Here is a 20,090-nt window from a genome sequence, read left to right as displayed (position 1 = left end):
CCGGGTCAGGTCCGCGCCAGGGCGGCGATGTCCTCTCCGAACTCCGCCGCCTCGGTCGCCGACACCGTCGCGCGCGTGCGATCGATCGCGGCGAGGTAGTCGGCGGTCGACGGACCGCGCACGGCCGCGCCGTCGACCCCGTAGACCGATTGCTCGAGCGCGGCCTGCGACGCCGAGCGCGCAGCGAACTCGATGTCGGCGGGCGAGTAGCCGTCGGTGCGCGCGACGAGCTGCGCGAGATCGACCTCGCCCTCGACGGCGTCGGGGATGTACCGCGACCAGATCGCCTCGCGCGCGGCGGAGTCGGGCAGCCCGATCGGGATGACGTAATCGAAGCGCCCGTGGCGCAGGAACGCCGCGTCGAGCGCGCGGATGAAGTTGGTCGCGCAGATCAGCAGCCGGCCGGGCGAGTCGCGGAAGGCCGGGATGATCTTGAGCAGCTCGTTCGTGACGCCCTGCATGGCGGATGGCGGCTCGCCGCCGCGCTGGCCGGCGATCTCCTCCACCTCGTCGATGAAAACGATCACGTGGTCGAGGTCGGCGATGCTCTGGAAGGTCTCGCGCAGCCCGCCCGCGAGCCCCGCCGGCCCCGCGGCGAGGCGCGAGGGGAAGACCTCGACGAACGGCCACTGCAGCCGGGAGGCGACGGCCTTCGCGAAGGTCGTCTTGCCCGTGCCGGGAGGCCCGAAGAGCACGATCGAGCGGGGCGGCTGCACGCCGAACTGGTCGGCGAGCGCCGGGTCCGAGAGCGGCAGGACGAGCCGGCGCTCGAGCAGCTCCTTCTCGGTGCGCATCCCCGCGATCGAGCCCCACAGGTCGCGGGGCAGGATGCGCCCGCCGAGCTCGCGCAGCACCGCGAGCTCGCGCTGCTTCACGGGGATCTCGCGCTCGAAGTAGCTCAGGTGCGCGCGGTCCTGGAAGCCGGCCTTGGTGAGCGCGCCGAACTGCTGCTGCTGGTCGGGCACGAGGATCGACAGGCGCGTGAGGCCCTGCGGCGCCATCCGCTGCTCGAGACCGGCGAGGATGCGCCCGGCGAGCCCGTGACGGCGAGCGCTCGCGGTGACGGCGAGGAAGACGATCCAGCCCTGGTCGTGCGCTGCGCGGGCGACACCGACGCCCAGCACGTGGTCGCCGTCGACGGCGACGACGGCGTGGTCCTTCTCGCACGAGGCGAGCACCTCCGCGAGCGCGTAGACGGGCTCGGCACCCTCCGCGCGCACCTCGTCCCACAGTCGGAGGACGGCATCCATGTCGGCGGCCTGGTAGTCGCGCAGGCGGATCTGGGTCATGCTCCATGATCACAGTCGCAGGACCCCGTCACACGTCGTGGGGCTGGGATTCAGCCCCCAGATCTCTGCGGCTGGCAGAGTGATCGCATGACCGACTCCGCCTCGCCCACCGCCGCTTCGACACCCTCCCCCTCGACCGCCGAGAAGGCCGCCCTGCTCGCCTCGCTGCACGTGCCCGGCGATCCGCTCATCGTCGTCAACGTGTGGGATGCGATCACCGCGCGCATCGTCGCCCGCACGCCGGGCGTGCGCGCGCTCGCGTCGGCGAGCCACGCGGTCGCCTTCGCCTACGGCGTGCCCGACGGCGAGGGCATGACCGTCGAGATGGCGCTCGATGCGGCCCGCCGCATCACGGCATCCACCGATCTGCCCGTGAGCATCGACTTCGAGCGCGGCTACGCGCCCGATGCCGCGGGCGTGCAGGCGAACGTCGCGCGCCTCATCGAGGCGGGCGCGGCGGGGCTCAACATCGAGGACTCGCTCGCAGGCGCCACGAGCGACCGTCGCCCGATCGCCGAGGCTGCCGCGCGCGTGGCCGCCGCGCGCGCCGCCGCCGACGCCGCAGGCGTGCCGCTCGCGATCAACGCGCGCACCGACACCCTCGCCGGCTCGCCCGACGCGTTCGACGAGGCCGTCGACCGCGCGAACGCCTACGTCGACGCGGGTGCGACGAGCATCTTCATGCTGGGCCTCCGCACCGAGCAGATGGTGGCGGATGCCGTGGCCGCCGTCCGCGCGCCGGTCGCCGTGTTCGCCCACCCCGGCTACCTGCCCCTCGCCCGCCTCGCCGAGCTCGGAGTGGGGCGCATCTCGTTCGGACCGCAGATCCTCGGCCTCACGCTCGCGCACCTCGCCTCGGCGGCGGAGCAGCTCACCGCTCGCGGCGACTACCCGGCCGAGCTCGCGACGCGCTACGAGCTGTAGCCGCGGGCCGGCCGGCTCAGACGGCGCGCGCCGCGCGCACCCGTACGACCGCGGCCGAGCGCGCCGGCAGCGTCAGCACGCCGTCGACGAGAGTCGCGTCGGGCGTCGTCGACAGCTCGAGCGCGGCCTCCGCACCGACCTCGAAGGAGGCCTCCTCGCGGATGGCGGCGCACACGCTCACGATGCCGCCGAGCGGCGACTGGATGCCTGCCCCGCGATCGAGGCGGAACACCGCGAGCCCGTCATCGCCCTCACCCGCCGCGAGCGTGTGCTCGAAGCGCGGGTCGGTGAGTTCGGGCAGCTCGCGCCGCAGTCGGATGAGCGTGCGGTGCAGCGCGAGCAGGCGAGCGTGCCGCGACTCGTCGACCTCGTGCCACTGCAGCTTCGAGCGCTCGAACGTCTGCGGATCCTGCGGGTCGGGCACGACCGACTCGTCCCAGCCCATCTTCACGAACTCCTCCAACCGCCCCTCGGCGGTCGCCCTGCCGAGCTCGGGCTCGGGGTGCGAGGTGAAGAACTGCCACGGGGTCGTCGCCCCCCACTCCTCGCCCATGAAGAGCATGGGCGTGAACGGCGACGTGAGGTTGAGCACCGCCGCGACCGCGAGCTCCCGCTCGTCGAGCGACTGCGAGATCCGGTCGCCCGCCGCTCGGTTGCCGATCTGGTCGTGATCCTGCGTGAACGTCACCAGGCGCCACATCGGCACCTCGGGTGGGATGGGGAAGCCGTGCGCGCGCTCGCGGAACGAGGAGAACGACCCGTCGTGGAAGAACCCCTTCGTCGAGGTCTTCGGCAGGGCATCCGCCGGCGCGAAGTCGGCGTAGTAGCCGTCGGACTCGCCGGTGACGGCCGCGTGGATGGCGTGGTGGTGGTCGTCGCTCCACTGCGCGGTGAGGCCGTAGCCGCCGGCCTCGCGCGGCAGGATGAGCCGCGGGTCGTTCATGTCGCTCTCGGCGATGAGCGTGAGCGGGCGGCCGAGGTGGGTCGAGCGCGCGTCGGTCTCCTCCGCCATCGCCTGCAGGATGTGCGTCGGCGAGTCGTCGATGAGCGCGTGCACGGCGTCGAGGCGCAGGCCGTCGACGTGGAAGTCCTCGAACCACATCGCGACGTTGTCGAGCACGAAGCGCCGCACCTCGAGGTTGCCGAGGTTGACCGAGTCGCCCCAGGTGTTCGCCGAGTGCGCGTGCAGGTACGGGCCGAACCGCGGCAGGTAGTTGCCGCTCGGGCCGAGGTGGTTGTGCACGACGTCCTGGATGACGGCGAGCCCGCGCGTGTGGCACGCGTCGACGAAGCGGCGATAGCCCGCCGGCCCGCCGTACGCCTCGTGGACGGCGAACCAGGCGACGCCGTCGTACCCCCAGTTGCGCTCGCCGTTGAACCCGTTGACCGGCAGCAGCTCGACGAAGTCGACGCCGAGCTCGACGAGGTGGTCGAGGCGCGCGATCGCCCCGTCGAACGTGCCCTCGGGGCTGTAGGTGCCGATGTGCAGCTCGTAGATGACCCCGCCGGCGAGCTGCCGGCCGTGCCAGTTGTCGTCGAGCCAGTCGGCGTCGGCGGGGTCGTCGAGCGCGCTGAGCCCGTGCACGCCGTCGGGCTGGCGACGCGACCGCGGGTCGGGCAGGGGATGCTCGTCGTCGTCGAGCAGGAACCCGTAGCGATCGCGCGCTTCCAGCGCCCCGATCGCGACCCACCACTCGCCGTGGCGGGTCAGCTCGACCCGCTCCGCGGCTCCCGCGCGCACGCGGTGGAGCGCGACCCGCTCGGCCGCGGGCGCCCAGACGCGGGCGTCGAACCTGCGGCCGCCGGTTCCGTCAGTCAGCTCGCTCATGCCGCGTCATCCTGCTCGACCTCCACCAGGAGGGCAACGGGGTAGCGCTCGAGCACGTCGGCGAGTCGCAGCTCGCCGCCGGCGTAGACGCGACCCGTGAAGGCGTCGAGCACGGGGCGCTGCGGCAGCACGACGACGGTCTCGCCCCAGCCGCCGAGGCGCTCGAGGCCGACGGGCAGGCGCGTCGCGATCGCGACCGCTCCCCCGCGGTCGAAGGCGACGGCGTGCGCGGCCGCGGAGCCGATCGCGGGCAGCGGCGCGTAGCGGGTGAACAGCTCGGGCCGGTCGCGGCGGACGCGGAGGGCGCGACTCGCGACGAGGAGCTTGGCGGCTCCGTCGGCGTCGATGCCGGGCATCCACCCGGGGGTCGCCGAGGGGTGCTCGCCGTCGATGCGCGCGAGCAGCTCGCGCCGCGCGGCGTAGTCGACGGGGCGGCGGTTGTCGGGGTCGACGAGGCTCGTCTCCCACAGCTCGCTGCCCTGGTAGACGTCGGGGACGCCCGGGGCGGCGAGCTGCAGCAGCTTCGCCGCGAGCGCGTTCGACCAGCCGTACGGGGCGACGGCGTCGACGAACTCCTGCACGAGGTCGTGCAGCTCGCCCGCGCCGAGCACGGCGTCGATCGCGTCGTGCATGCGCGTCTCGAAGGCCTCGTCGGGCTCGGTCCACATCGTGGCGGTCCCGGCCTCGCGAGCGGCCTTCTCGGCGTACGCGTGCGCGCGCTCTGCCGAGATCGGCCAGGCACCGACGAGCGACTCCCACAGGATGTTCTCGAAGGGGCCGTCGCCGATCGGGGCGCGTTCGCGCAGCTCGGCGAGCAGCGAATCCCACGCCTCGGGGACCTCGGCGAGCACGTGGATGCGCGCCCGAGTGTCCTCCCCGCGCTTCGTGTCGTGGGTCGAGAGCGCCGTGAGCGAGGCCGGGAAGCTGCCCTGACGCACGAGCTGCCGGCGGTGGAACTCGTCGACGTCGACGGCGAACTCGGCCGGGTCGGCGCCGACCTCGGTGAGGGACGCCAGGCGCGAGTAGCGATAGAAGGCGGTGTCCTCCACGCCCTTCGCCATGACCATGCCGCTGGTCTGCTGGAAGCGGCGCGCGAGCGGTTCGGCGGGGTCGGCGAGGAGCGGTGCGAGCGCGTCGAAGGTCGCCGCGAGCTCGGGGCGGGATGCCCGAGCGGAGTCGAGCGCGGCCTCGAGCTGCTCGACCCCGACCGGCAGGTACGAGCGGTAGACGGGGAAGCACGCGAGCAGCTCGGCGAGCGCGTCGGCCGCCTCCGGGATGGCGTGCGGCAGCTCGCGCTCGAGCCGCAGCACCTCGCTGCGCAGGATCGTGTCGGCGATGCGCCGCTTGGTGCGGCGGATGAGCGCGTGCCAGTCGAGCCGCTGGGGCTCGTCGGCGCCGCCCGCGGTCGACTCCTGCAGCTGGCCGGCGGTCGACGTCTCGGCCCGCAGGCGCGCGTCGAGGTCGTCGAGCGCACCGCGCCCGGCGTCGTCGACGAGCACGCGGTCGATCGTGGCGAGCGCGTCGTAGCCGGTCGTGCCGGCGACCTGCCAGAACGCGGGCAGCTGCTCGTCACCCTCGAGGATCTTCTCGACCCACACCGGCGCGTGGCCGGTCGCGGCGGCGAGATCGTCGAGGTACCCGCCCGGGTCGAGCAGGCCGTCCGGGTGATCGACGCGGATGCCCTGCACGAGCCCCTCGCGCACCCAGCGCACGATCTCGGCATGCGAGCGCTCGAACACCCACGGCACCTCGACGCGCACGGCGGCGAGCGTGCTCACGGCGAAGAAGCGCCGGTAGTTGAGCTCGGAGTCGGCGCGCCGCCAGTGCACGAGCTCGTAGTGCTGGCGGTCGAGCACCGCGCGCAGCTGCGCGGGAGTCGCCGAACCGCGTTCGTCGACGTCGTCGGCGGTGCCGGGGGCGAGCGGGTACTCGGTGCCGTAGACCGCGATCGCATCATCGCGCAGCTCGACGTGCCCATCGGCGATGACCTCGTCGAGCTCGGCGCCGAGCACGGGGATGCGCACCCGATCGCCGCCGAACGCCCAGTCGACGTCGAACGCCTCCGCGATCTCGCCCGCGCGCCCGTCGCGCAGCAGGCTCCACCACCAGTCGTTCTGCCGCGGGTCGGCGACGCCCATGTGGTTCGGGACGATGTCGACGAGCACGCCGAGGTCGCGCTCGACGGCGGCCCTGGCCGCGCGCTCGAGGGCCTCGGGCCCGCCGCGCTCCGCGTCGACGGCGCCGTGATCGACGACGTCGTAGCCGTGCTGCGAGCCGCGCGTCGCCTGCAGCAGCGGTGAGAGGTAGAGCCAGTCGGCGCCGAGGAGGCGCACGTAGTCGGCGAGCGCCGCGACCTCGTCGAGCGGGAACTCGGGGCTCACCTGCAGGCGGTACGTCGAGCGGGGAAGTTCGGTGCGACTCATGCGGGCGTCACCGCCGGGGTGCCGATGACCTCGACCGGGGCCGGCGAGAGCGACAGCGACACGGCGTCGTCGACCGTGTGCTCCGCCTCGACGTGCTCGCGGAGCACCACCAGGCTGATCGCCTCGAGCTGCATCGAGGAGCCGGCGTCGATCACCGCGGCCGTGTCGCCGAGGCCGCTCGTGTCGACGAGCCGCTCCCAGCGCGCGCCGTACTCGGCGGGCGGCAGCGTCAGCTGGATCGGCTCGGTGTGGGCCGAGAAGTAGACGAGGAAGTTGACGTCCGTGATGCGCTCGCCCCGGGCATCCCGCCCCCGGATGCCGTGGCCGTTGAGGTAGATGCCGACCGTGCGGCCGAAGCCCGACTCCCAGTCCGACTCGTCCATCGCGGAGCCGTCGGGCCGCAGCCACTCGACGTCGGGCAGCGGGTCGCTCTTGCCGCGGCGGACCGGCCGGCCGTCGAAGTACCGGGTGCGGCGGAAGGTGGGATGCTCGCGCCGCAGCCGCGCGAGCGAGCCGACGAACTCGACGAGCGAGGTGTCGGCGGTCGCCCAGTCGACCCAGGCCAGCTCGTTGTCCTGCGCGTAGACGTTGTTGTTGCCCTGCTGGGTGCGGCCGAGCTCGTCGCCGTGGGCGATCATCGGCACGCCCTGGCTCAGCAGAAGGGTCGCGAGGAAGTTGCGGACCTGCCGGCCGCGCAGCGCGAGGATGATCGGGTCGTCCGTCGGTCCCTCGACGCCGAGGTTGTACGAGCGGTTGTGGCTCTCGCCGTCGTTGTTGCTCTCGCCGTTGGCGTCGTTGTGCTTCTCGTTGTACGACACGAGGTCGCGCATCGTGAAGCCGTCGTGCGCGGTGACGAAGTTGATGCTCGCCACCGGGCGGCGGCCGTCGGCCTCGTAGAGGTCGGCCGAGCCCGTGAGGCGCGCGGCGAACTCGCCGAGCGTTCCCTCCTCGCCGCGCCAGAAATCGCGGACCGTGTCGCGGTACTTGCCGTTCCACTCCGTCCACTGGGGCGGGAAGTTGCCGACCTGGTAGCCGCCGGGTCCGATGTCCCACGGCTCGGCGATGAGCTTCACCTGCGACACGATCGGATCCTGCTGGACGAGGTCGAAGAACGCCGACAGGCGGTCGACGTCGTAGAACTCGCGCGCGAGCGTCGCCGCGAGGTCGAACCGGAACCCGTCGACGTGCATCTCGGTCACCCAGTAGCGCAGCGAGTCCATGATGAGCTGGAGCGAGTGCGGGTGGCGCACGTTGAGGCTGTTGCCGGTACCGGTGTAGTCGCGGTAGTACTGCGGCTCGTCGTCCATGAGCCGGTAGTAGGCGGCGTTGTCGATGCCCTTGAGGCTCAGCATCGGGCCCATGTGGTTGCCCTCGGCGGTGTGGTTGTAGACCACGTCGAGGATGACCTCGATGCCGGCGGCGTGCAGGGCGCGCACCATCGACTTGAACTCCTGCACCTGCTGGCCGCGGTCGCCCGCCGAGGAGTAGGCGTTGTGCGGGGCGAGGAAGCCGATCGTGTTGTAGCCCCAGTAGTTCGCGAGGCCCTGGTCGACGAGGTGCTTGTCCTGCACGAACTGGTGCACGGGCATGAGCTCGATCGCGGTCACGCCGAGGCGGCGCAGGTGCTCGATGATCGCGGGGTGCCCGACGGCCGCGTACGTCCCGCGGATCTCATTCGGGATGTCGGGGTGCGTCATCGTGAGGCCCTTGACGTGCGCCTCGTAGATGACCGACTGGCTGTAGGGGATGCCCGGGGAGCGGTCGCCCGCCCAGTCGAAGAACGGGTTGATGACGACGCCGAGCATCGCGTGCGGCAGCGAGTCGAGGTCGTTGCGCTCGTCGGGGGCGTCGAAGCGGTAGGGGAAGAGCGACTCGTCCCAGTCGATCTGGCCGTGGACGGCCTTCGCGTACGGGTCGAGCAGGAGCTTGCTCGGGTTCGCCCGGCGACCCGTCGACGGGTCGTCGACGCCGTGCACACGGTAGCCGTAGAGCTGCCCGGGCTGCACGCTCGGCAGGTAGGCGTGCCAGACGAAGGCGTCGACCTCGATGAGCTCGATGCGCTCCTCGACGCGGCGGCCGCCGCGCCTCTCGTCGATGAGGCACAGCTCGACGCGCTCGGCGGCCTCGCTGAAGATCGCGAAATTGGTGCCGTTGCCATCGAACGTGGCTCCCAGCGGATACGCACTGCCCGGCCATGAATGCATTGTCAAGCCCCCTCCGTTTTCGAGGGTTTCCCTCGAATCTTTGCCCTTCGGCCCCTAGCCTGTGCCTCACTATGGGGGCCATCGGATACGTCGTTCACTACTTCGGGAACAGGTACATCGCCGAGACGGAGATGGCCCTGATCTTCCACCGACGCATGCGCGCCCTCATCGAGGCGGGGGAAGGAGAGCTGGTTCCCCTGCGGCACGTCGAGGGTATCGACCTGCTCTGGATCGCGGCGGAGGTTCCCTGCCGGCTCGAAGAGATCGAGGTCCCTGCAGGGACCGACCTGGATCAGGCGCGCGCGCGGTGGGGGCTCCGTTGCCACAAGTCGCTGACGGTAGCACCGACGAGCAGATTCAGCGGCCCAGTACCCAGACGATCAGCAGGATCGTGACGAGGGCTCCGGCCAGGAAGTTCAGCCAGAGGAACCGCTTCCACCCCCGGTTGGCGCTCTCGGCGTCCTCGTCGCGCACGTTCCACCACTGCGCGGTGCTCACGGCGTAGGGCACCGCGGCGAGCGCCGCGAGCGGCCCGGGCCAGTCGGTGCCGAGGAGCAGCAAACCCGCGAGCACGTAGCTCGCGACGGCGAACCGCACGGTCGCGCGCGCGCCGATCACGGTCGCGATCGACGAGATGCCGCCCTCGCGATCGGCGATGACGTCCTGCACCGCTCCGAATGCGTGACTCGCGATGCCCCAGAGGAAGAACGCCGCGAGGATCAGCCAGAGCTGCGGGGTGAAGGTCGCCCCGGCGAGCACGAGGCCGTAGACGGCGGGGCTCACGAAGTGGGTGCTCGAGGTGAGCGAGTCGAGGAAGGGCTTCTCCTTGAAGCGCAGCCCCTTCGCCGAGTACGCGACGACGGCGAACATGCTGATCGCGAGGACGAACCACGACAGCGGCCCGCCGAGCGCGATGAGGACCACCAGGAACGGCAGGCACGAGAGACCCGCTGCGACGAGCGTCGTGCGGTGGATGCGCGGGTCGAGCAGCGCCCCCTCGACGCCGCCCTTACGGGGGTTCCGCAGATCGCTCTCGTAGTCGAAGACGTCGTTGATGCCGTACATCGCGAGGTTGTACGGGATCAGGAAGAAGATCGTGCCCACCCAGAACGCGAGGTCGAGCCGCCCCGCCGTGATCAGGTACGCGGCTCCGAACGGGAAAGCCGTGTTGATCCAGCTCAGGGGGCGCGAGCTGACGAGCAGCTGGCCGATGGTCCTCACGAGCGCTCATCCTGCCGCGGGCGGCGGCGGGCGAGGAGCTCCCACACCGCGGGCAGCAGGACGAGGGCGGCGACCGTGTACGCGAAGTCCTCGATCGGGGCGAGGCCGATGCGCAGGCCGCTGATGAGGCTGTCGTCGTACGCGACGAGGCCCGTGCCGATGATGACGTTGTCGAAGACCGCCGTCATCGTGAGCAGGAGCACGGCGGCGAGCCCGATCGCCCGCCAGCGCGGCGATCGACGGGCGACGACGGCCGCGACCGCGACGAGGACGACGACCCCCAGGAAGACGATGTTGAGGAGGGTGTAGGTCATCCCGCGCCCCGTCCGTCGGCGGCGACGGATGCCCGGCGCCGGCTCCGCGCGTCGAGCAGGTCGCCCGCCGCCGCGTAGGAGTTCATCGTGAGATAGCTCAGCAGGGTGAGGAAGACGACCTCCTCGATCGGCAGCTCGGGCCCGATCAGCAGCCCCGTCATGAACTCGGTCTGCCCGCGGAAGAAGATGCCGAGCGCGATGCCGAAGACGTCCCAGACGAGGAAGAACGCCACCCCCAGCGGCAGCACGACGGATGCCCGGCGCCAGTCGCGCCAGAAGAACAGGCGGAATCGGCGATCGAGCATCACCATGCCCGTGATCGCGATCGCGAGCGCGGCGAGGTAGCTGAGGCCGATCACGCCGCGGGCGCCGCCGCCGGCCTGCTCGCCTCGAGGGGCTCGGGGAGCGGACCCGTCGAGGTGTCGCCGCGCAGGCGCTTGATGAGCACCTCGGCGCTGATGAGGCACATCGGCAGACCGATGCCCGGAATCGTGGACGCGCCCGCGTAGTAGAGGCCGCGCACCTTCTTCGACACGTTGCCGGTGCGGAAGAACGCGCTCTGCTTGAGCGTGTGCGCCGGGCCGAGCATGCTGCCGCGCCAGGCGTTGAGGTCGGCGTGGAAGTCACCGGGGCCGTACGTGCGGCGGAGGACGATGCGGTCGGCGAGGTCGGGGGTCTTCGTCCACTCGGCGATCTGGGCGATGATGCGGTCGGCGTAGACCTCGAGCGGGGTGTCGCCGTCGCCGTCGACCTCGCCGCGGCCGAGCGACAGGTCGGCGGGGGCGGGGACGAGCACGAAGAGGTTCTCGTGACCCTCGGGGGCGACGGAGGGGTCGACGCCGCTCGGCTTGCAGATGTACAGCGAGGCCGGGTCGGGCAGGCGCGAGTTCTCGCCGAAGATCGCCTCGAAGTTCTCGCGCCAGTCGGCCGCGAACAGCAGCGTGTGGTGCTCGAGGTTCGGCAGCTCGCCCTTCACGCCGAGATACATGAGCAGGGCGCTCGGGCCGGGGTTGCGGTCGCTCCAGTACTCCTCGGGGTACGACTGGAAGCGCTCGGGCAGCAGCTGGGTCTCGGTGTGGTGCAGGTCGGCGGCCGAGACGACGATGTCGGCGTCGATCACCTCGCCCGACTCGAGCTCGACGCCGCGCGCGGCGCTCGAGGCCTCGTCGACGAGGATGCGACCGGCGGGCGCGCTCGTGCGGATCATCACGCCGTGCTGCTCGGCGACCGCGTGGATGCGCTCGATGAGCGTCGTGAAGCCGCCCATCGGGTAGAGCACGCCGTCGGCGAGGTCGAGGTGGCTCATGAGGTGGTACATCGACGGGGTGTCGAAGGGCGAGGAGCCGAGGAAGACGGCCGGGTAGCCGAGCACCTGGCGCAGGCGCAGGTCGTCGAAGCGGTTGGCGACGTACGTGTCGAGGTTCTGCAGGAGCATCTTCACGAGCTTCGGCGCGCGCTTGAGCACGTCGGTCGTCAGCAGCGGGCCGAACGACTCGAAGCTCGTGTAGAGGAACCGGCGCTTGGCCATCTCATACGTGTCGTACGCGGAGTCGAGGTAGCGCTCGAGCTCGACGCCCGCGCCCTTCTCGATCGACTCGAACAGCGCGACGTTCTCCTCGCGCGTCGCCGCGACGTCCGTCCACTCGTCGTGGCCCTGCGTGATGACGCGGTACCCGGGGTCGAGCTGCACGAGCTCGAGCTGCTCGGCGGCGCTCGTGCCGAGGAGCCTGAAGAAGTGGTCGAATACCTCGGGCATGAGGTACCAGCTGGGGCCGGTGTCGAAGCGGAAGCCGTCGGACTCCCACGAGCCGGCGCGGCCGCCCGTGGCGTCGCGCTTCTCGACGAGCGTGACCTCGTGGCCCTCGCGGGCGAGGAGGGCCGCGCTCGCGAGACCCGCGATGCCGCCCCCGATGACGACGACGCGACTCACGCGGTCACCGCCGAGGCGCGGGCGGGGGCGGGCTGGGGCAGGCGACCGGCGAGAACGCTCGCGGCGATGCGGAGCTTGACGGGGTCGGGCACGCGCACTCGGGTGCGCACGAGCTCGTTCGCGGGCGTGCGGCGCAGCCGTGCGGCGAGCTCGGCGAAGAGGCCCTGGGCGAGGGCGACGGCCCGCCGGCTGGACGCCGGGAGGTCCGGGAGGACGGCGGCGGACATCCGCAGATCGTCGTCGATGTCGTCGAGCAAGCGGTGCTTCTCCTCTTCCGTGAACGAGTCAACGCGGACCCCCGGGAAGTAGCTGCGACCGAGGGTCTCGAAGTCGGCCGAGAGGTCGCGGAGGAAATTGACCTTCTGGAACGCCGCGCCCAGGGCTCGGGCGCCGCGCACCATGCGGTCATTCTGGTCGCCGCTCACCGGGGCTTCCTGCATGAAGGCTCGGAGGCACATGAGCCCGACGACCTCCGCCGAGCCGTAGACGTAGAGGTCGAAGCTCGCCTGGTCGTGCTCGGTGTCGGTGAGGTCCATGCGCATCGAGTGGAAGAACGGCTCGGTGAGCTCGCGGCCGAAGCCGACCTCCCGCGCGGTGCGCGCGAAGGCGTGCACGACGAGGTTGGAGCTGTAGCCGTGCTCCATGGCCTGGTTCGTGTCGGCCTCGAGCTCGTCGAGGTAGCGCCCGGCCGCGGCCTGATCGAGGCCCGCCTCGGCGACGCCGCCGTCGACGATCTCGTCGGCGACGCGCACGAGGGCGTAGATGTTCTCGACGTGCTGGCGGCTGCCCGGCCCCAGCAGGCGGGAGGCCAGGCCGAACGACGTCGAGTAGCGGCGGATCACGACCCCCGCGACCTCGTCGGCCGTGCGGTCGTACAGGTTCAAGCGCGTCATCTCACCCTGTTCAGGACGGTCTCGGCGACGGGGTGGAGCTCGTCGCGGAGGGCGGCGGGGATGTGCGGCTCGGCCAGACGCGTCAGGGCGCGCTGCGCGTAACCGCGGGCGAGGTCCTCGGCGAAGGCCTTGGCCCCGCACTGGACGAGGAGCAGGCGCGCCTCGATGGCCTGCGCGTGCGTGAGGTCGGGGTCGCCGATGAGCTCGCGCAGCCGCGCCCACTCCGGAGTCGAGCACGCGAAGGCGATCATGACGGTGCGCTTGCCCTCGCGGAGGTCGCCGATCGTCGTCTTTCCCGTCGCCTCCTCCTCGCCGAAGACGCCCAGGACGTCGTCGACGATCTGGTAGGCGATGCCGATCTCGCGCCCGAACTCGCCGAGCGTCGCGACGGTCTCCTCCCCGGCCCCCGCGAGCACGGCGCCGGCCTGGAGCGGCGTCTCGAAGGAGTAGACGGCGGTCTTGAGGCGCTCCATCGTGAGGATGTCGTCGACGAGAGGGGTCGTCGTCGCCATCGAGAGGTCGACGTCGATGAGCTCGCCCGCGGCGCTCGCGAACATCGCCTCGTCGAGGATGTCGAGGAGGCGGTCGCGCATCTCGCCCGTCACGCCGCTCTTGTCGATGAGCCGGTAGGAGTTGAAGAGGGCGAGGTCCCCGGCGATGACGGCGGCGGAGACCCCGCGATGCTCGGCGATCTCGACGCTCGCGCCGCGGTCGACGGCGTGGTCGCGGTACGAGCCCGAGATGTTCGGGATGCCCCGCCTCACGAAGTCGCGATCGATCACGTCGTCGTGCACGATGAGCGCGGTGTGCAGCAGCTCGAAGCTCGCGCCGATGTACGCCGCGGCATCCATGTCGTCGCCGCCGAGGCCGGCGTAGGCGGCCATGACCATGCGCGGGCGGAAGCGCTTGCCGCCCTGCGTGTTGCGCTCGAGCAGACCCCAGAGGTGCTCGTACGGGGCGCCCAGGGGCGTCGCGCGCTTCTTGGATAGGCTGAAGAAGCGCTCCAGAACAGCGTCGACCAGGGCGCCGCGCTCCGCGGCCACCGCCACCCTGTCGTGTCGATCCACCTCAGCAGACTAGCGGCACCCATGACCGGAATCCCCGAGAACGTCGTCCTCCTCGCCGAGGACGGCACGCCCGTCGGCACCGCCCCCAAGGCGACCGTCCACACCGACGACACCCCGCTGCACCTGGCCTTCTCGTGCCACGTGTTCGATGAGCGGGGGTGGGTTCTCGTGACCCGCCGGGCCCTCGGTAAGGCGACCTGGCCGGGCGTGTGGACGAACAGCTTCTGCGGTCACCCCGCGCCCGATGAGGACTTCGTCGAGGCGATCGCGCGCCGCGCCGAGCGCGAGCTCGGACTGCGAGTGCACTCGGTGCGCAGCGCGCTGCCCGACTTCCGGTACCGCGCCGTCGACGCCTCGGGCATCGTCGAGAACGAGATCTGCCCCGTGTTCACCGCGATCGCCGAGGGTGACCCCGCGCCGGCCGACGACGAGGTCGCCGAATGGGCGTGGGTCGAGCCGGAGGCCCTGCGCTCGGCTGTGACGGCGACCCCCTTCGCCTACAGCCCGTGGCTCGGGTGGCAGCTCGCCGCGTGGCAGGGCGACTACAGGGCGCCGTAGCGGCCCGCGCCGCGCGTCAGGCGTGGCCGGCGCTCACGGCGTCGTCCTCGTCGATCGCAGGAGAGGCCTCCGCCGTCGCCGCATCGCGGTCCCACGGGAGGTGAACGCGCGCGGTCGTGCCCGAGGCGCCGTCGGATTCGAGCTCGACGCGGCCGCCCAGCCGCTGCTCGACGAGCGCGCGCACGATCGGCAGGCCGAGACCCGTCCCGGGGACGTCACGGTGCTCGGCGTCGGAGACGCGGTAGAAGCGCTCCCAGACCTGATCGAGCACGGCGGGCGGGATGCCCGGTCCGTGATCGGCGATCGAGATGACGACCCCGTCCGCGCTCGGATCGACGCGCACCTCGACCTCTCCCCCGTCGGGAGTGAACTTCACCGCGTTCGACAGGAGGTTCGCCAGCACGCGCGTGAGGTCCTGCGGCACGGAGCGGATCGGGAGGGCATCGACCGGGGACTCGACGCGCATGCTGACCGCCCGCCCGACGGCGAGGCCCTCCGCGTCCTGCGCGCAGTGGCGGGTCACAGCGATGACGTCGAACGAGACCGTGGGCCGCGACACCGCCGCCGACGAGCTGAGCTTCCCGAGCTCGAGGACGTCCTCGATGACGTCGGCGAGTCGTCGCGCATTGCGGGCGATGACATCGGTCGCGACGCGCTCGGCGGGCTTCAGGTCGGCACCGTCGAGATCCTCGACGAAGCCGAGGATGCTCGTGACGGGAGTGCGCAGCTCGTGGCTCACCGAGGCGATGAAGTCGTCCTTCTGCCGGTTGAGGTCGCGCATCTGCTCCGCGGCCTGGATCGCACGGCGCTCGCGCTCGCCGCGCGTGGTGACGTCGGTGAAGACGATCGTCATGACCGTCGCACCGCCCACGCCGTCGTGCAGGCCGAGGTCGACGTCGAAGCGGCGGCCCTCACGCTCGAGCTCGAGTCGGGCGATCTCACGGCGCCGGATGGCGTCGTCGAGCTCCGCCACGCCGAACACGGGCTGCCCCCGCGAGATGCGCAGACCGACCACCCCCCACGTCGGCGGCATGGTCTCGCGGCCGAGCGCGACCAGGGCGGTCGGGTTGACGCCGACGACGCGGAGGCGGTCGCCGTCGAGGATCTCGGCGATGAGGATGCCCGTCTCCGAGTTCACGATGCCGCCGCGCAGGAGCGCCTCCCGCGCGCCGAGCTGCGTGACGACATTGGCCCAGTCGTTGCGGGCCGCGGAGACGAAGAGCGCGGCGCACGCGTGGACGACGAGGAAGAGCTGCAGGAGCACGGCCGCGATGCGCGGGTCGGAGTCGGTGTACTGGCCGATCGCGCCGCCGCCCATGCCGGCGAGAGTCGTCGCGAGCACGGCGACGACGAGGAGCTCGACGGCGACCACCGTGATCGGCAGCCGGAACGCCGCCCAGAGGAGCGCGACGAGCGGGACGAAGGCGAGCGGGAGGGTGTTGCCCGGCCAGAAGACGAGCGCGACGATGACGACGAGCACCGTCAGCTGCACGACGACCTCGAGGCGGCGGACGCCGCGCGCGAGGCGTCTGCTGACGAGGGCGACGGGAGCGACGACGAGCATCGCGGAGCCGTGCGACGACACGAGCGCGAAGGCCGAGCTCAGGAAGTCGGCGCCGACGGCGAGCGCCGCGGTCAGCCCGCCGAGCAGGCCCATGACGAGGGCCCCGAGCACGACGGCGATGATGAAGCGGCTGACGTCGCGCAGGCTGTCGAGTCGGGCCTCCGGGCCGCCGCGCGAGGCGAACTGCGCGACGACGTAGGCCTCGGCCGCGTTGGCGACGGCGTACCCGACGGTCAGGCCGAACTCGCGGCCGAGGAGGGCGTTCGCGGCGAGGGCGGCCACGAAGATGCCCGCGGTCACCACCAGTCGCGAGCCGCGCGAGGCGAGCACCGCGATCGCGGCGACACCCGCCGCCGGCCACCACGGCGCGATCGGCGAGCCCTCGACGCGGGTCGCCACGCTCAGCCAGCCGATGATGCCCGTCATCACGACGAGCGCCGTGATCCCGGCGCGCCGGATGCCCGGGGTGGCGTACCAGAGCTGGGTCGCGATGCCCGCTTGACCCATGGGGTGCTCCTCTCGCGACGCGGCGCCCGAAAGGTCGAATCCGTGTCACTCGTGAGACTAGAGTCTGAACACCGGAGAGGGGAATCGTGTCGCGAATCCTGATCGTCGAAGATGAGCCCGACGTTCTGCTGCTGCTCGAGAATCGAGTGCGCGGTGCGGGCCACGACGTCCAGAGCGCGAGCGACGGCGAGCGCGGCCTCGAGCTCGCCCTCGCCGAGAACCCGGACCTGATCATCCTCGACTGGATGATGCCCAAGCTCGACGGCATCGAGGTGCTCGAGCGGCTGCGCGCTGACGAGGTCGGCGGCCGCATCAAGGTGCTCATGCTCACCGCGCGCTCGCAGCAGAACGACGTCGACCGCGCCTTCGCGGCCGGGGCGAACGACTACATCGTGAAGCCGTTCAGCTCGCGCGAGCTCGTCGAGCGGATCGCCATACTGCTCGAGGCCGCCGCGTAGATCGAGGGCTCTGAGCGGCGCGAGCCGAGCATCCGCCCCCTGGCGACGATCAGTCGGCGGAGTCGGAGCGCGCGATGACCGTGCGGTGGAAGTTCTGGAACGACCGCGAGGCGGTCGGGCCGCGCTGGCCCTGGTAGCGGTTGAGGTAGGCGCCCGTCCCGTACGGGTTCTCGGCGGGCGAGCTGAGGCGGAAGAAGCACAACTGGCCGATCTTCATGCCCGGCCACAGCTTGATCGGCAGCGTCGCGACGTTGCTGAGCTCGAGAGTCACGTGACCGCTGAAGCCCGGGTCGATGAAGCCCGCCGTCGAGTGGGTCAGCAGGCCGAGTCGACCGAGCGAGCTCTTGCCCTCGAGGCGCGCGGCGATGTCGTCGGGCAGGCTCACCTGCTCGTAGGTGGCGCCGAGCACGAACTCGCCCGGGTGCAGGATGAACGGCTCGTCGGCCTTCGCCTCGACCAGGCGGGTGAGCTCGGGCTGCTCCTCGGCGGGGTCGATGTAGGGGTACTTGTGGTTGTCGAACAGCCGGAAGAACGAGTCGATGCGCACGTCGACGCTCGACGGCTGCACCATCGCCAGGTCGAGCGGGTCGAGGCCGATGCGGCCCGACTCGAGTTCGGCACGGATGTCGCGATCGCTCAGCAGCATGCGGTCAGCCTATCGACGCGGCGAGGTTCGCTACACTGGAGCAGCACCCTTCGGGCGTGCGACCGGGGATGTAGTTCAATGGCAGAACTTCAGCTTCCCAAGCTGATAGCGCGGGTTCGATTCCCGTCATCCCCTCTCCGCTTCCTCTGCTTCGCCGCCGCTCCTGCGGCGAACGCATCGTTCCGCGAGTCCCGCCCCTGATCGGAGACAGATGCAGCTGACGGATGCTGGGCTCGCGTTCGTGACCGAGCGCCACCTCGGAACGCTCGCGACGGTGGACCGTGACGCGCGCACGCACGCGGTGCCGGTCGGCTTCACGTACCTCGACGGCGTCGTGCGCGTGATCGGCAGCCGGGGGTCGCAGAAGTTCGTCAATGCGCGGCGGTCGGGCCGGGCATCCGTCAGCAGCGTCGACGGCGCGCGCTGGATCAGCTTCGAGGGGCCCGTGCGGGTGCTCACCGATGCGGAATCGGTCGCCCGCGCCGTCGAGCTGTACGCCGCGCGCTACCGCCAGCCGCGCCCGAACCCCGAGCGCGCGGTGCTCGAGCTCACGGTCGAGCGCGTGCTCGGCTCGAGCGGCATGCGCGCCGGCCGCGGCTGAGCGCCCGCGTCCGCACTCGCGTCCGCGCCCGCGTTCTCCTCAGCGCTCCTCGACGAGGGCGAGCTGCGAGCCGTCGAGGTCGACGAGGAACGCCGCGCGCCGACCCCACGCCTGCATCGCGATGGGCGTCAGGCGGGGGATGCCCGTGGTCGACTGGGGGACCCCCGCCGCGGCCATCGCCGCATGAAGCGCATCCAGCTCGCCGACGCGGATGACGCACTGGTGCGCGCTCGCCGTCGGGTCGAGGTCGGCGTGGGGGAAGAACTCGAGCTCGATGCGGCCGCGGCGCACGCGCAGCCACGACTCGTCGTGGTGCACCGCGTGAAAGCCGAAGCGGCCGTAGAACTCGGCCGTCGCGGCGAGATCGCGAGCGGGCAGGGCGGGGTTGGCGCGGTCGGTCATGGTGATCTCCCTCCGGTGACGGCGAGCGTACCCCCGACGCCCGCAGTGCGCGCCGGGTAGCGTGGTCGCGTGCACCTCGCCGACCTCACCGCGAACCGCGCCTTCGCCGTCGGGCTCGGCGCGGCCCACCTGCTGCTCGGGGCGGTCGGATTCGTCGTGTCGTTCGGAACTCCCCCGCTCGACCCCGCCGGCGTGCTCGTCATCGCCTACTTCACCGCGAACCCGCTGCACTCGGTCGTGTCGATGGCCATCGGAGGCGTGCTGATCGTCGCGGGTCTGCGCTCGCTCGCCGCGGCGCGGCGCGTCAACGCGATCATGGGTACGTTCCTGCTGGTGTTCGGCGTCGCCGGCCTCTACCTGATCGGGACCCCCGCCAACGTGCTCGCCCTCACCCCGAGCGACGTGCTCGTGCTCTTCGCCTCGGCCGCGCTGCTGCTTCCCGCGAGCCTCGGCGCCGACCGCGCCGCCGGGGGAGCCGTCGAGAGCGGCTCGGGCGCCGCCCCCGCTGCCTGAGACGCTGCTGAAGGCGGCCATCCGCCGAGAACCCCGCGCCGAATGATGGGCATGACCCAGACGCACCGCGCTCTCGCCGCGCTCGCTCTGCTCGGCGCGAGCGTCGTGCATCTCGCCGTCGCCGCGACCGGCCCGGCATCCGCCGTCGCCATCCTGCTCGGCACCCTCGGCCTCGCGGAGGCCACCGGCGCCGCCGCCGTCGCCCGCGGCGCTCTCGCCGACCATCCGGGGGCACTCGCGGCGCTCCTCGTGCTCCCCGTCGTCGTGCCCACCGGCGCCCTGACGATCGCGAGCGCGCTCGAGCGCCCCGATCTGACTGGCGCCCTCCTGCAGCCGACCCTGCTCGGAGCCGCCCTCCTCGCCTTCGCCGGTGCGCTCGTCGCCGCGAGCGCGGCGCGTCGACTCCGGGCGACGGATGCTCGCACCGAGCAGCCCGTCGGCCCCGGCCGCCCCGGCCGCCCCGCCCGTCAGGCGGCGGTCCTCGTCGCCGCGGCGCTCGTCACCGGTCTCGTCTCGGCTCCCGCCGTCGCGTCGGCCCGACCCGATGTCGTGCCAGGTGGTCCCGTCGCGTCGCTCACGGGCCGGACCGCCACCGAGGCGGACGGCGAGCGTGCCGGCCAGGGGGCCGCAGCGGCCGAGGCGGAGGACGACGCGCCGCGCTTCGCCGTCCCGGTCGGGCACGAGGGTCACGCCGGCCACACGCCCTGACCCCTCCGGCCGCGCCCCGCCGGCGGGGTCGGTCGGCGAC

General features: G+C 71.9%; 20 protein-coding genes and 1 tRNA gene. 8 read left to right on the top strand and 13 right to left on the bottom strand.

All coding sequences use genetic code 11. From position 1 onward, the window contains the following. Nucleotides 1-5 precede the first annotated feature (5 nt). Complete coding sequence (locus ASG83_RS05155; protein WP_055857805.1) at nt 6-1,289, bottom strand: ATP-binding protein; 1,284 nt, start codon at nt 1,287-1,289, stop codon at nt 6-8. Between the two features lie 87 nt (nt 1,290-1,376). Between ASG83_RS05155 and ASG83_RS05150 the strand changes: the two genes are divergently transcribed. Further along, nucleotides 1,377-2,213, top strand: a complete 837-nt coding sequence (locus ASG83_RS05150; RefSeq protein ID WP_055857803.1) for an isocitrate lyase/phosphoenolpyruvate mutase family protein — start codon at nt 1,377-1,379, stop codon at nt 2,211-2,213. Between the two features lie 16 nt (nt 2,214-2,229). On the opposite strand, the gene treZ is transcribed toward ASG83_RS05150, so the two are convergent. Genes treZ through glgX form a run of 3 tightly spaced genes read right to left on the bottom strand, consistent with a single transcriptional unit; the run spans nt 2,230 to nt 8,668 of the window. Further along, nucleotides 2,230-4,041 (bottom strand): malto-oligosyltrehalose trehalohydrolase, encoded by a 1,812-nt coding sequence (treZ, locus tag ASG83_RS05145; protein ID WP_055857801.1) that lies wholly within the window; start codon nt 4,039-4,041, stop codon nt 2,230-2,232. Beyond that, nucleotides 4,038-6,464, bottom strand: a complete 2,427-nt coding sequence (gene treY, locus ASG83_RS05140; RefSeq protein ID WP_055857798.1) for a malto-oligosyltrehalose synthase — start codon at nt 6,462-6,464, stop codon at nt 4,038-4,040. The genes treZ and treY overlap by 4 nt, the downstream gene beginning before the upstream one ends. Further along, nucleotides 6,461-8,668, bottom strand: coding sequence for a glycogen debranching protein GlgX (glgX, locus tag ASG83_RS05135; protein WP_055857796.1), 2,208 nt, complete (start codon nt 8,666-8,668; stop codon nt 6,461-6,463). The genes treY and glgX overlap by 4 nt, the downstream gene beginning before the upstream one ends. Nucleotides 8,669-8,739: 71 nt before the next feature. Between glgX and ASG83_RS05130 the strand changes: the two genes are divergently transcribed. Then, nucleotides 8,740-9,063 (top strand): hypothetical protein, encoded by a 324-nt coding sequence (locus ASG83_RS05130; RefSeq protein WP_055857794.1) that lies wholly within the window; start codon nt 8,740-8,742, stop codon nt 9,061-9,063. Here the strand turns inward: ASG83_RS05130 and ASG83_RS05125 are convergent. From ASG83_RS05125 to ASG83_RS05100, 6 genes are read right to left on the bottom strand one after another with little or no spacing between them, the layout of a single operon-like run. Further along, nucleotides 9,026-9,889 (bottom strand): prenyltransferase, encoded by an 864-nt coding sequence (locus ASG83_RS05125; RefSeq protein WP_055857792.1) that lies wholly within the window; start codon nt 9,887-9,889, stop codon nt 9,026-9,028. The genes ASG83_RS05130 and ASG83_RS05125 overlap by 38 nt on opposite strands. Next, nucleotides 9,886-10,203 (bottom strand): lycopene cyclase domain-containing protein, encoded by a 318-nt coding sequence (locus tag ASG83_RS05120; protein ID WP_055857790.1) that lies wholly within the window; start codon nt 10,201-10,203, stop codon nt 9,886-9,888. Before ASG83_RS05120 ends, ASG83_RS05125 begins: the two co-directional genes overlap by 4 nt. Next, the gene (locus ASG83_RS05115) at nt 10,200-10,562 is read right to left on the bottom strand and encodes a lycopene cyclase domain-containing protein (RefSeq protein WP_369813313.1); all 363 of its coding nucleotides are present in this window, start codon (nt 10,560-10,562) and stop codon (nt 10,200-10,202) included. The genes ASG83_RS05120 and ASG83_RS05115 overlap by 4 nt, the downstream gene beginning before the upstream one ends. Continuing rightward, nucleotides 10,559-12,133 carry a phytoene desaturase family protein gene (crtI, locus tag ASG83_RS12880; RefSeq protein WP_055857788.1) on the bottom strand — a complete coding sequence of 525 codons (1,575 nt, stop codon included), beginning with the start codon at nt 12,131-12,133 and terminating at the stop codon, nt 10,559-10,561. Before crtI ends, ASG83_RS05115 begins: the two co-directional genes overlap by 4 nt. Further along, nucleotides 12,130-13,026 (bottom strand): squalene/phytoene synthase family protein, encoded by an 897-nt coding sequence (locus tag ASG83_RS12875; protein ID WP_055857786.1) that lies wholly within the window; start codon nt 13,024-13,026, stop codon nt 12,130-12,132. The genes crtI and ASG83_RS12875 overlap by 4 nt, the downstream gene beginning before the upstream one ends. Further along, on the bottom strand, nt 13,023-14,093 hold the full coding sequence (locus ASG83_RS05100) for a polyprenyl synthetase family protein (protein ID WP_235451365.1): 1,071 nt from the start codon (nt 14,091-14,093) through the stop codon (nt 13,023-13,025). The genes ASG83_RS12875 and ASG83_RS05100 overlap by 4 nt, the downstream gene beginning before the upstream one ends. A gap of 21 nt (nt 14,094-14,114) precedes the next feature. On the opposite strand from ASG83_RS05100, the gene idi reads away from it, so the two are divergent. Beyond that, entirely contained in the window at nt 14,115-14,651 is a 537-nt protein-coding gene (gene idi / locus ASG83_RS05095; RefSeq protein WP_055857784.1) for an isopentenyl-diphosphate Delta-isomerase, read from the top strand. Nucleotides 14,652-14,667: 16 nt separating this feature from the next. Here the strand turns inward: idi and ASG83_RS05090 are convergent, their stop codons facing one another. Next, entirely contained in the window at nt 14,668-16,722 is a 2,055-nt protein-coding gene (locus tag ASG83_RS05090) for an ATP-binding protein (RefSeq protein ID WP_055857782.1), read from the bottom strand. An 86-nt stretch (nt 16,723-16,808) separates the two neighbouring features. Here ASG83_RS05090 and ASG83_RS05085 point away from each other — a divergent pair, with 86 nt between their 5' ends. After that, nucleotides 16,809-17,180, top strand: coding sequence for a response regulator transcription factor (locus ASG83_RS05085; protein WP_156710957.1), 372 nt, complete (start codon nt 16,809-16,811; stop codon nt 17,178-17,180). Between the two features lie 49 nt (nt 17,181-17,229). On the opposite strand, the gene dcd is transcribed toward ASG83_RS05085, so the two are convergent. After that, nucleotides 17,230-17,826, bottom strand: coding sequence for a dCTP deaminase (dcd, locus tag ASG83_RS05080; RefSeq protein WP_055857779.1), 597 nt, complete (start codon nt 17,824-17,826; stop codon nt 17,230-17,232). A gap of 64 nt (nt 17,827-17,890) precedes the next feature. Between dcd and ASG83_RS05075 the strand changes: the two genes are divergently transcribed. Together ASG83_RS05075 and ASG83_RS05070 are read left to right on the top strand one after the other, a co-directional pair. Next, a tRNA-Gly gene (locus ASG83_RS05075) sits at nt 17,891-17,961 on the top strand. Between the two features lie 76 nt (nt 17,962-18,037). Next, nucleotides 18,038-18,427, top strand: a complete 390-nt coding sequence (locus ASG83_RS05070; protein ID WP_055857777.1) for a pyridoxamine 5'-phosphate oxidase family protein — start codon at nt 18,038-18,040, stop codon at nt 18,425-18,427. A 39-nt stretch (nt 18,428-18,466) separates the two neighbouring features. Here the strand turns inward: ASG83_RS05070 and ASG83_RS05065 are convergent, their stop codons facing one another. Further along, nucleotides 18,467-18,829 (bottom strand): VOC family protein, encoded by a 363-nt coding sequence (locus ASG83_RS05065; RefSeq protein WP_055857775.1) that lies wholly within the window; start codon nt 18,827-18,829, stop codon nt 18,467-18,469. Between the two features lie 69 nt (nt 18,830-18,898). On the opposite strand from ASG83_RS05065, the gene ASG83_RS05060 reads away from it, so the two are divergent. Together ASG83_RS05060 and ASG83_RS05055 are read left to right on the top strand one after the other, a co-directional pair. Then, nucleotides 18,899-19,342, top strand: coding sequence for a DUF4383 domain-containing protein (locus tag ASG83_RS05060; protein WP_055857774.1), 444 nt, complete (start codon nt 18,899-18,901; stop codon nt 19,340-19,342). A 51-nt stretch (nt 19,343-19,393) separates the two neighbouring features. Next, nucleotides 19,394-20,050, top strand: coding sequence for a hypothetical protein (locus tag ASG83_RS05055; protein WP_055857771.1), 657 nt, complete (start codon nt 19,394-19,396; stop codon nt 20,048-20,050). Nucleotides 20,051-20,090: the final 40 nt, after the last annotated feature.

The organism is Yonghaparkia sp. Soil809, from assembly GCF_001429705.1.
Lineage (GTDB): Bacteria > Actinomycetota > Actinomycetes > Actinomycetales > Microbacteriaceae > Microcella.
The sequence above is the reverse complement of the archived record's forward strand: the minus strand, read 5'-3'. Positions and strand labels throughout refer to the sequence as shown.

Excerpts from the sequence above, each read along its gene's own strand:
- ASG83_RS05070 (WP_055857777.1), top strand. The coding sequence starts at position 18,038 with ATGCAGCTGACGGATGCTGGGCTCGCGTTCGTGACCGAGCGCCACCTC.
- ASG83_RS05055 (WP_055857771.1), top strand. The coding sequence starts at position 19,394 with ATGACCCAGACGCACCGCGCTCTCGCCGCGCTCGCTCTGCTCGGCGCG.
- ASG83_RS05155 (WP_055857805.1), bottom strand. The coding sequence starts at position 1,289 with ATGACCCAGATCCGCCTGCGCGACTACCAGGCCGCCGACATGGATGCC.
- glgX (WP_055857796.1), bottom strand. The coding sequence starts at position 8,668 with ATGCATTCATGGCCGGGCAGTGCGTATCCGCTGGGAGCCACGTTCGAT.
- ASG83_RS05090 (WP_055857782.1), bottom strand. The coding sequence starts at position 16,722 with ATGGGTCAAGCGGGCATCGCGACCCAGCTCTGGTACGCCACCCCGGGC.
- idi (WP_055857784.1), top strand. The coding sequence starts at position 14,115 with ATGACCGGAATCCCCGAGAACGTCGTCCTCCTCGCCGAGGACGGCACG.
- treY (WP_055857798.1), bottom strand. The coding sequence starts at position 6,464 with ATGAGTCGCACCGAACTTCCCCGCTCGACGTACCGCCTGCAGGTGAGC.
- ASG83_RS05120 (WP_055857790.1), bottom strand. The coding sequence starts at position 10,203 with ATGACCTACACCCTCCTCAACATCGTCTTCCTGGGGGTCGTCGTCCTC.
- ASG83_RS05130 (WP_055857794.1), top strand. The coding sequence starts at position 8,740 with ATGGGGGCCATCGGATACGTCGTTCACTACTTCGGGAACAGGTACATC.
- ASG83_RS12875 (WP_055857786.1), bottom strand. The coding sequence starts at position 13,026 with ATGACGCGCTTGAACCTGTACGACCGCACGGCCGACGAGGTCGCGGGG.
- treZ (WP_055857801.1), bottom strand. The coding sequence starts at position 4,041 with ATGAGCGAGCTGACTGACGGAACCGGCGGCCGCAGGTTCGACGCCCGC.
- ASG83_RS05150 (WP_055857803.1), top strand. The coding sequence starts at position 1,377 with ATGACCGACTCCGCCTCGCCCACCGCCGCTTCGACACCCTCCCCCTCG.
- dcd (WP_055857779.1), bottom strand. The coding sequence starts at position 17,826 with ATGCTGCTGAGCGATCGCGACATCCGTGCCGAACTCGAGTCGGGCCGC.
- ASG83_RS05065 (WP_055857775.1), bottom strand. The coding sequence starts at position 18,829 with ATGACCGACCGCGCCAACCCCGCCCTGCCCGCTCGCGATCTCGCCGCG.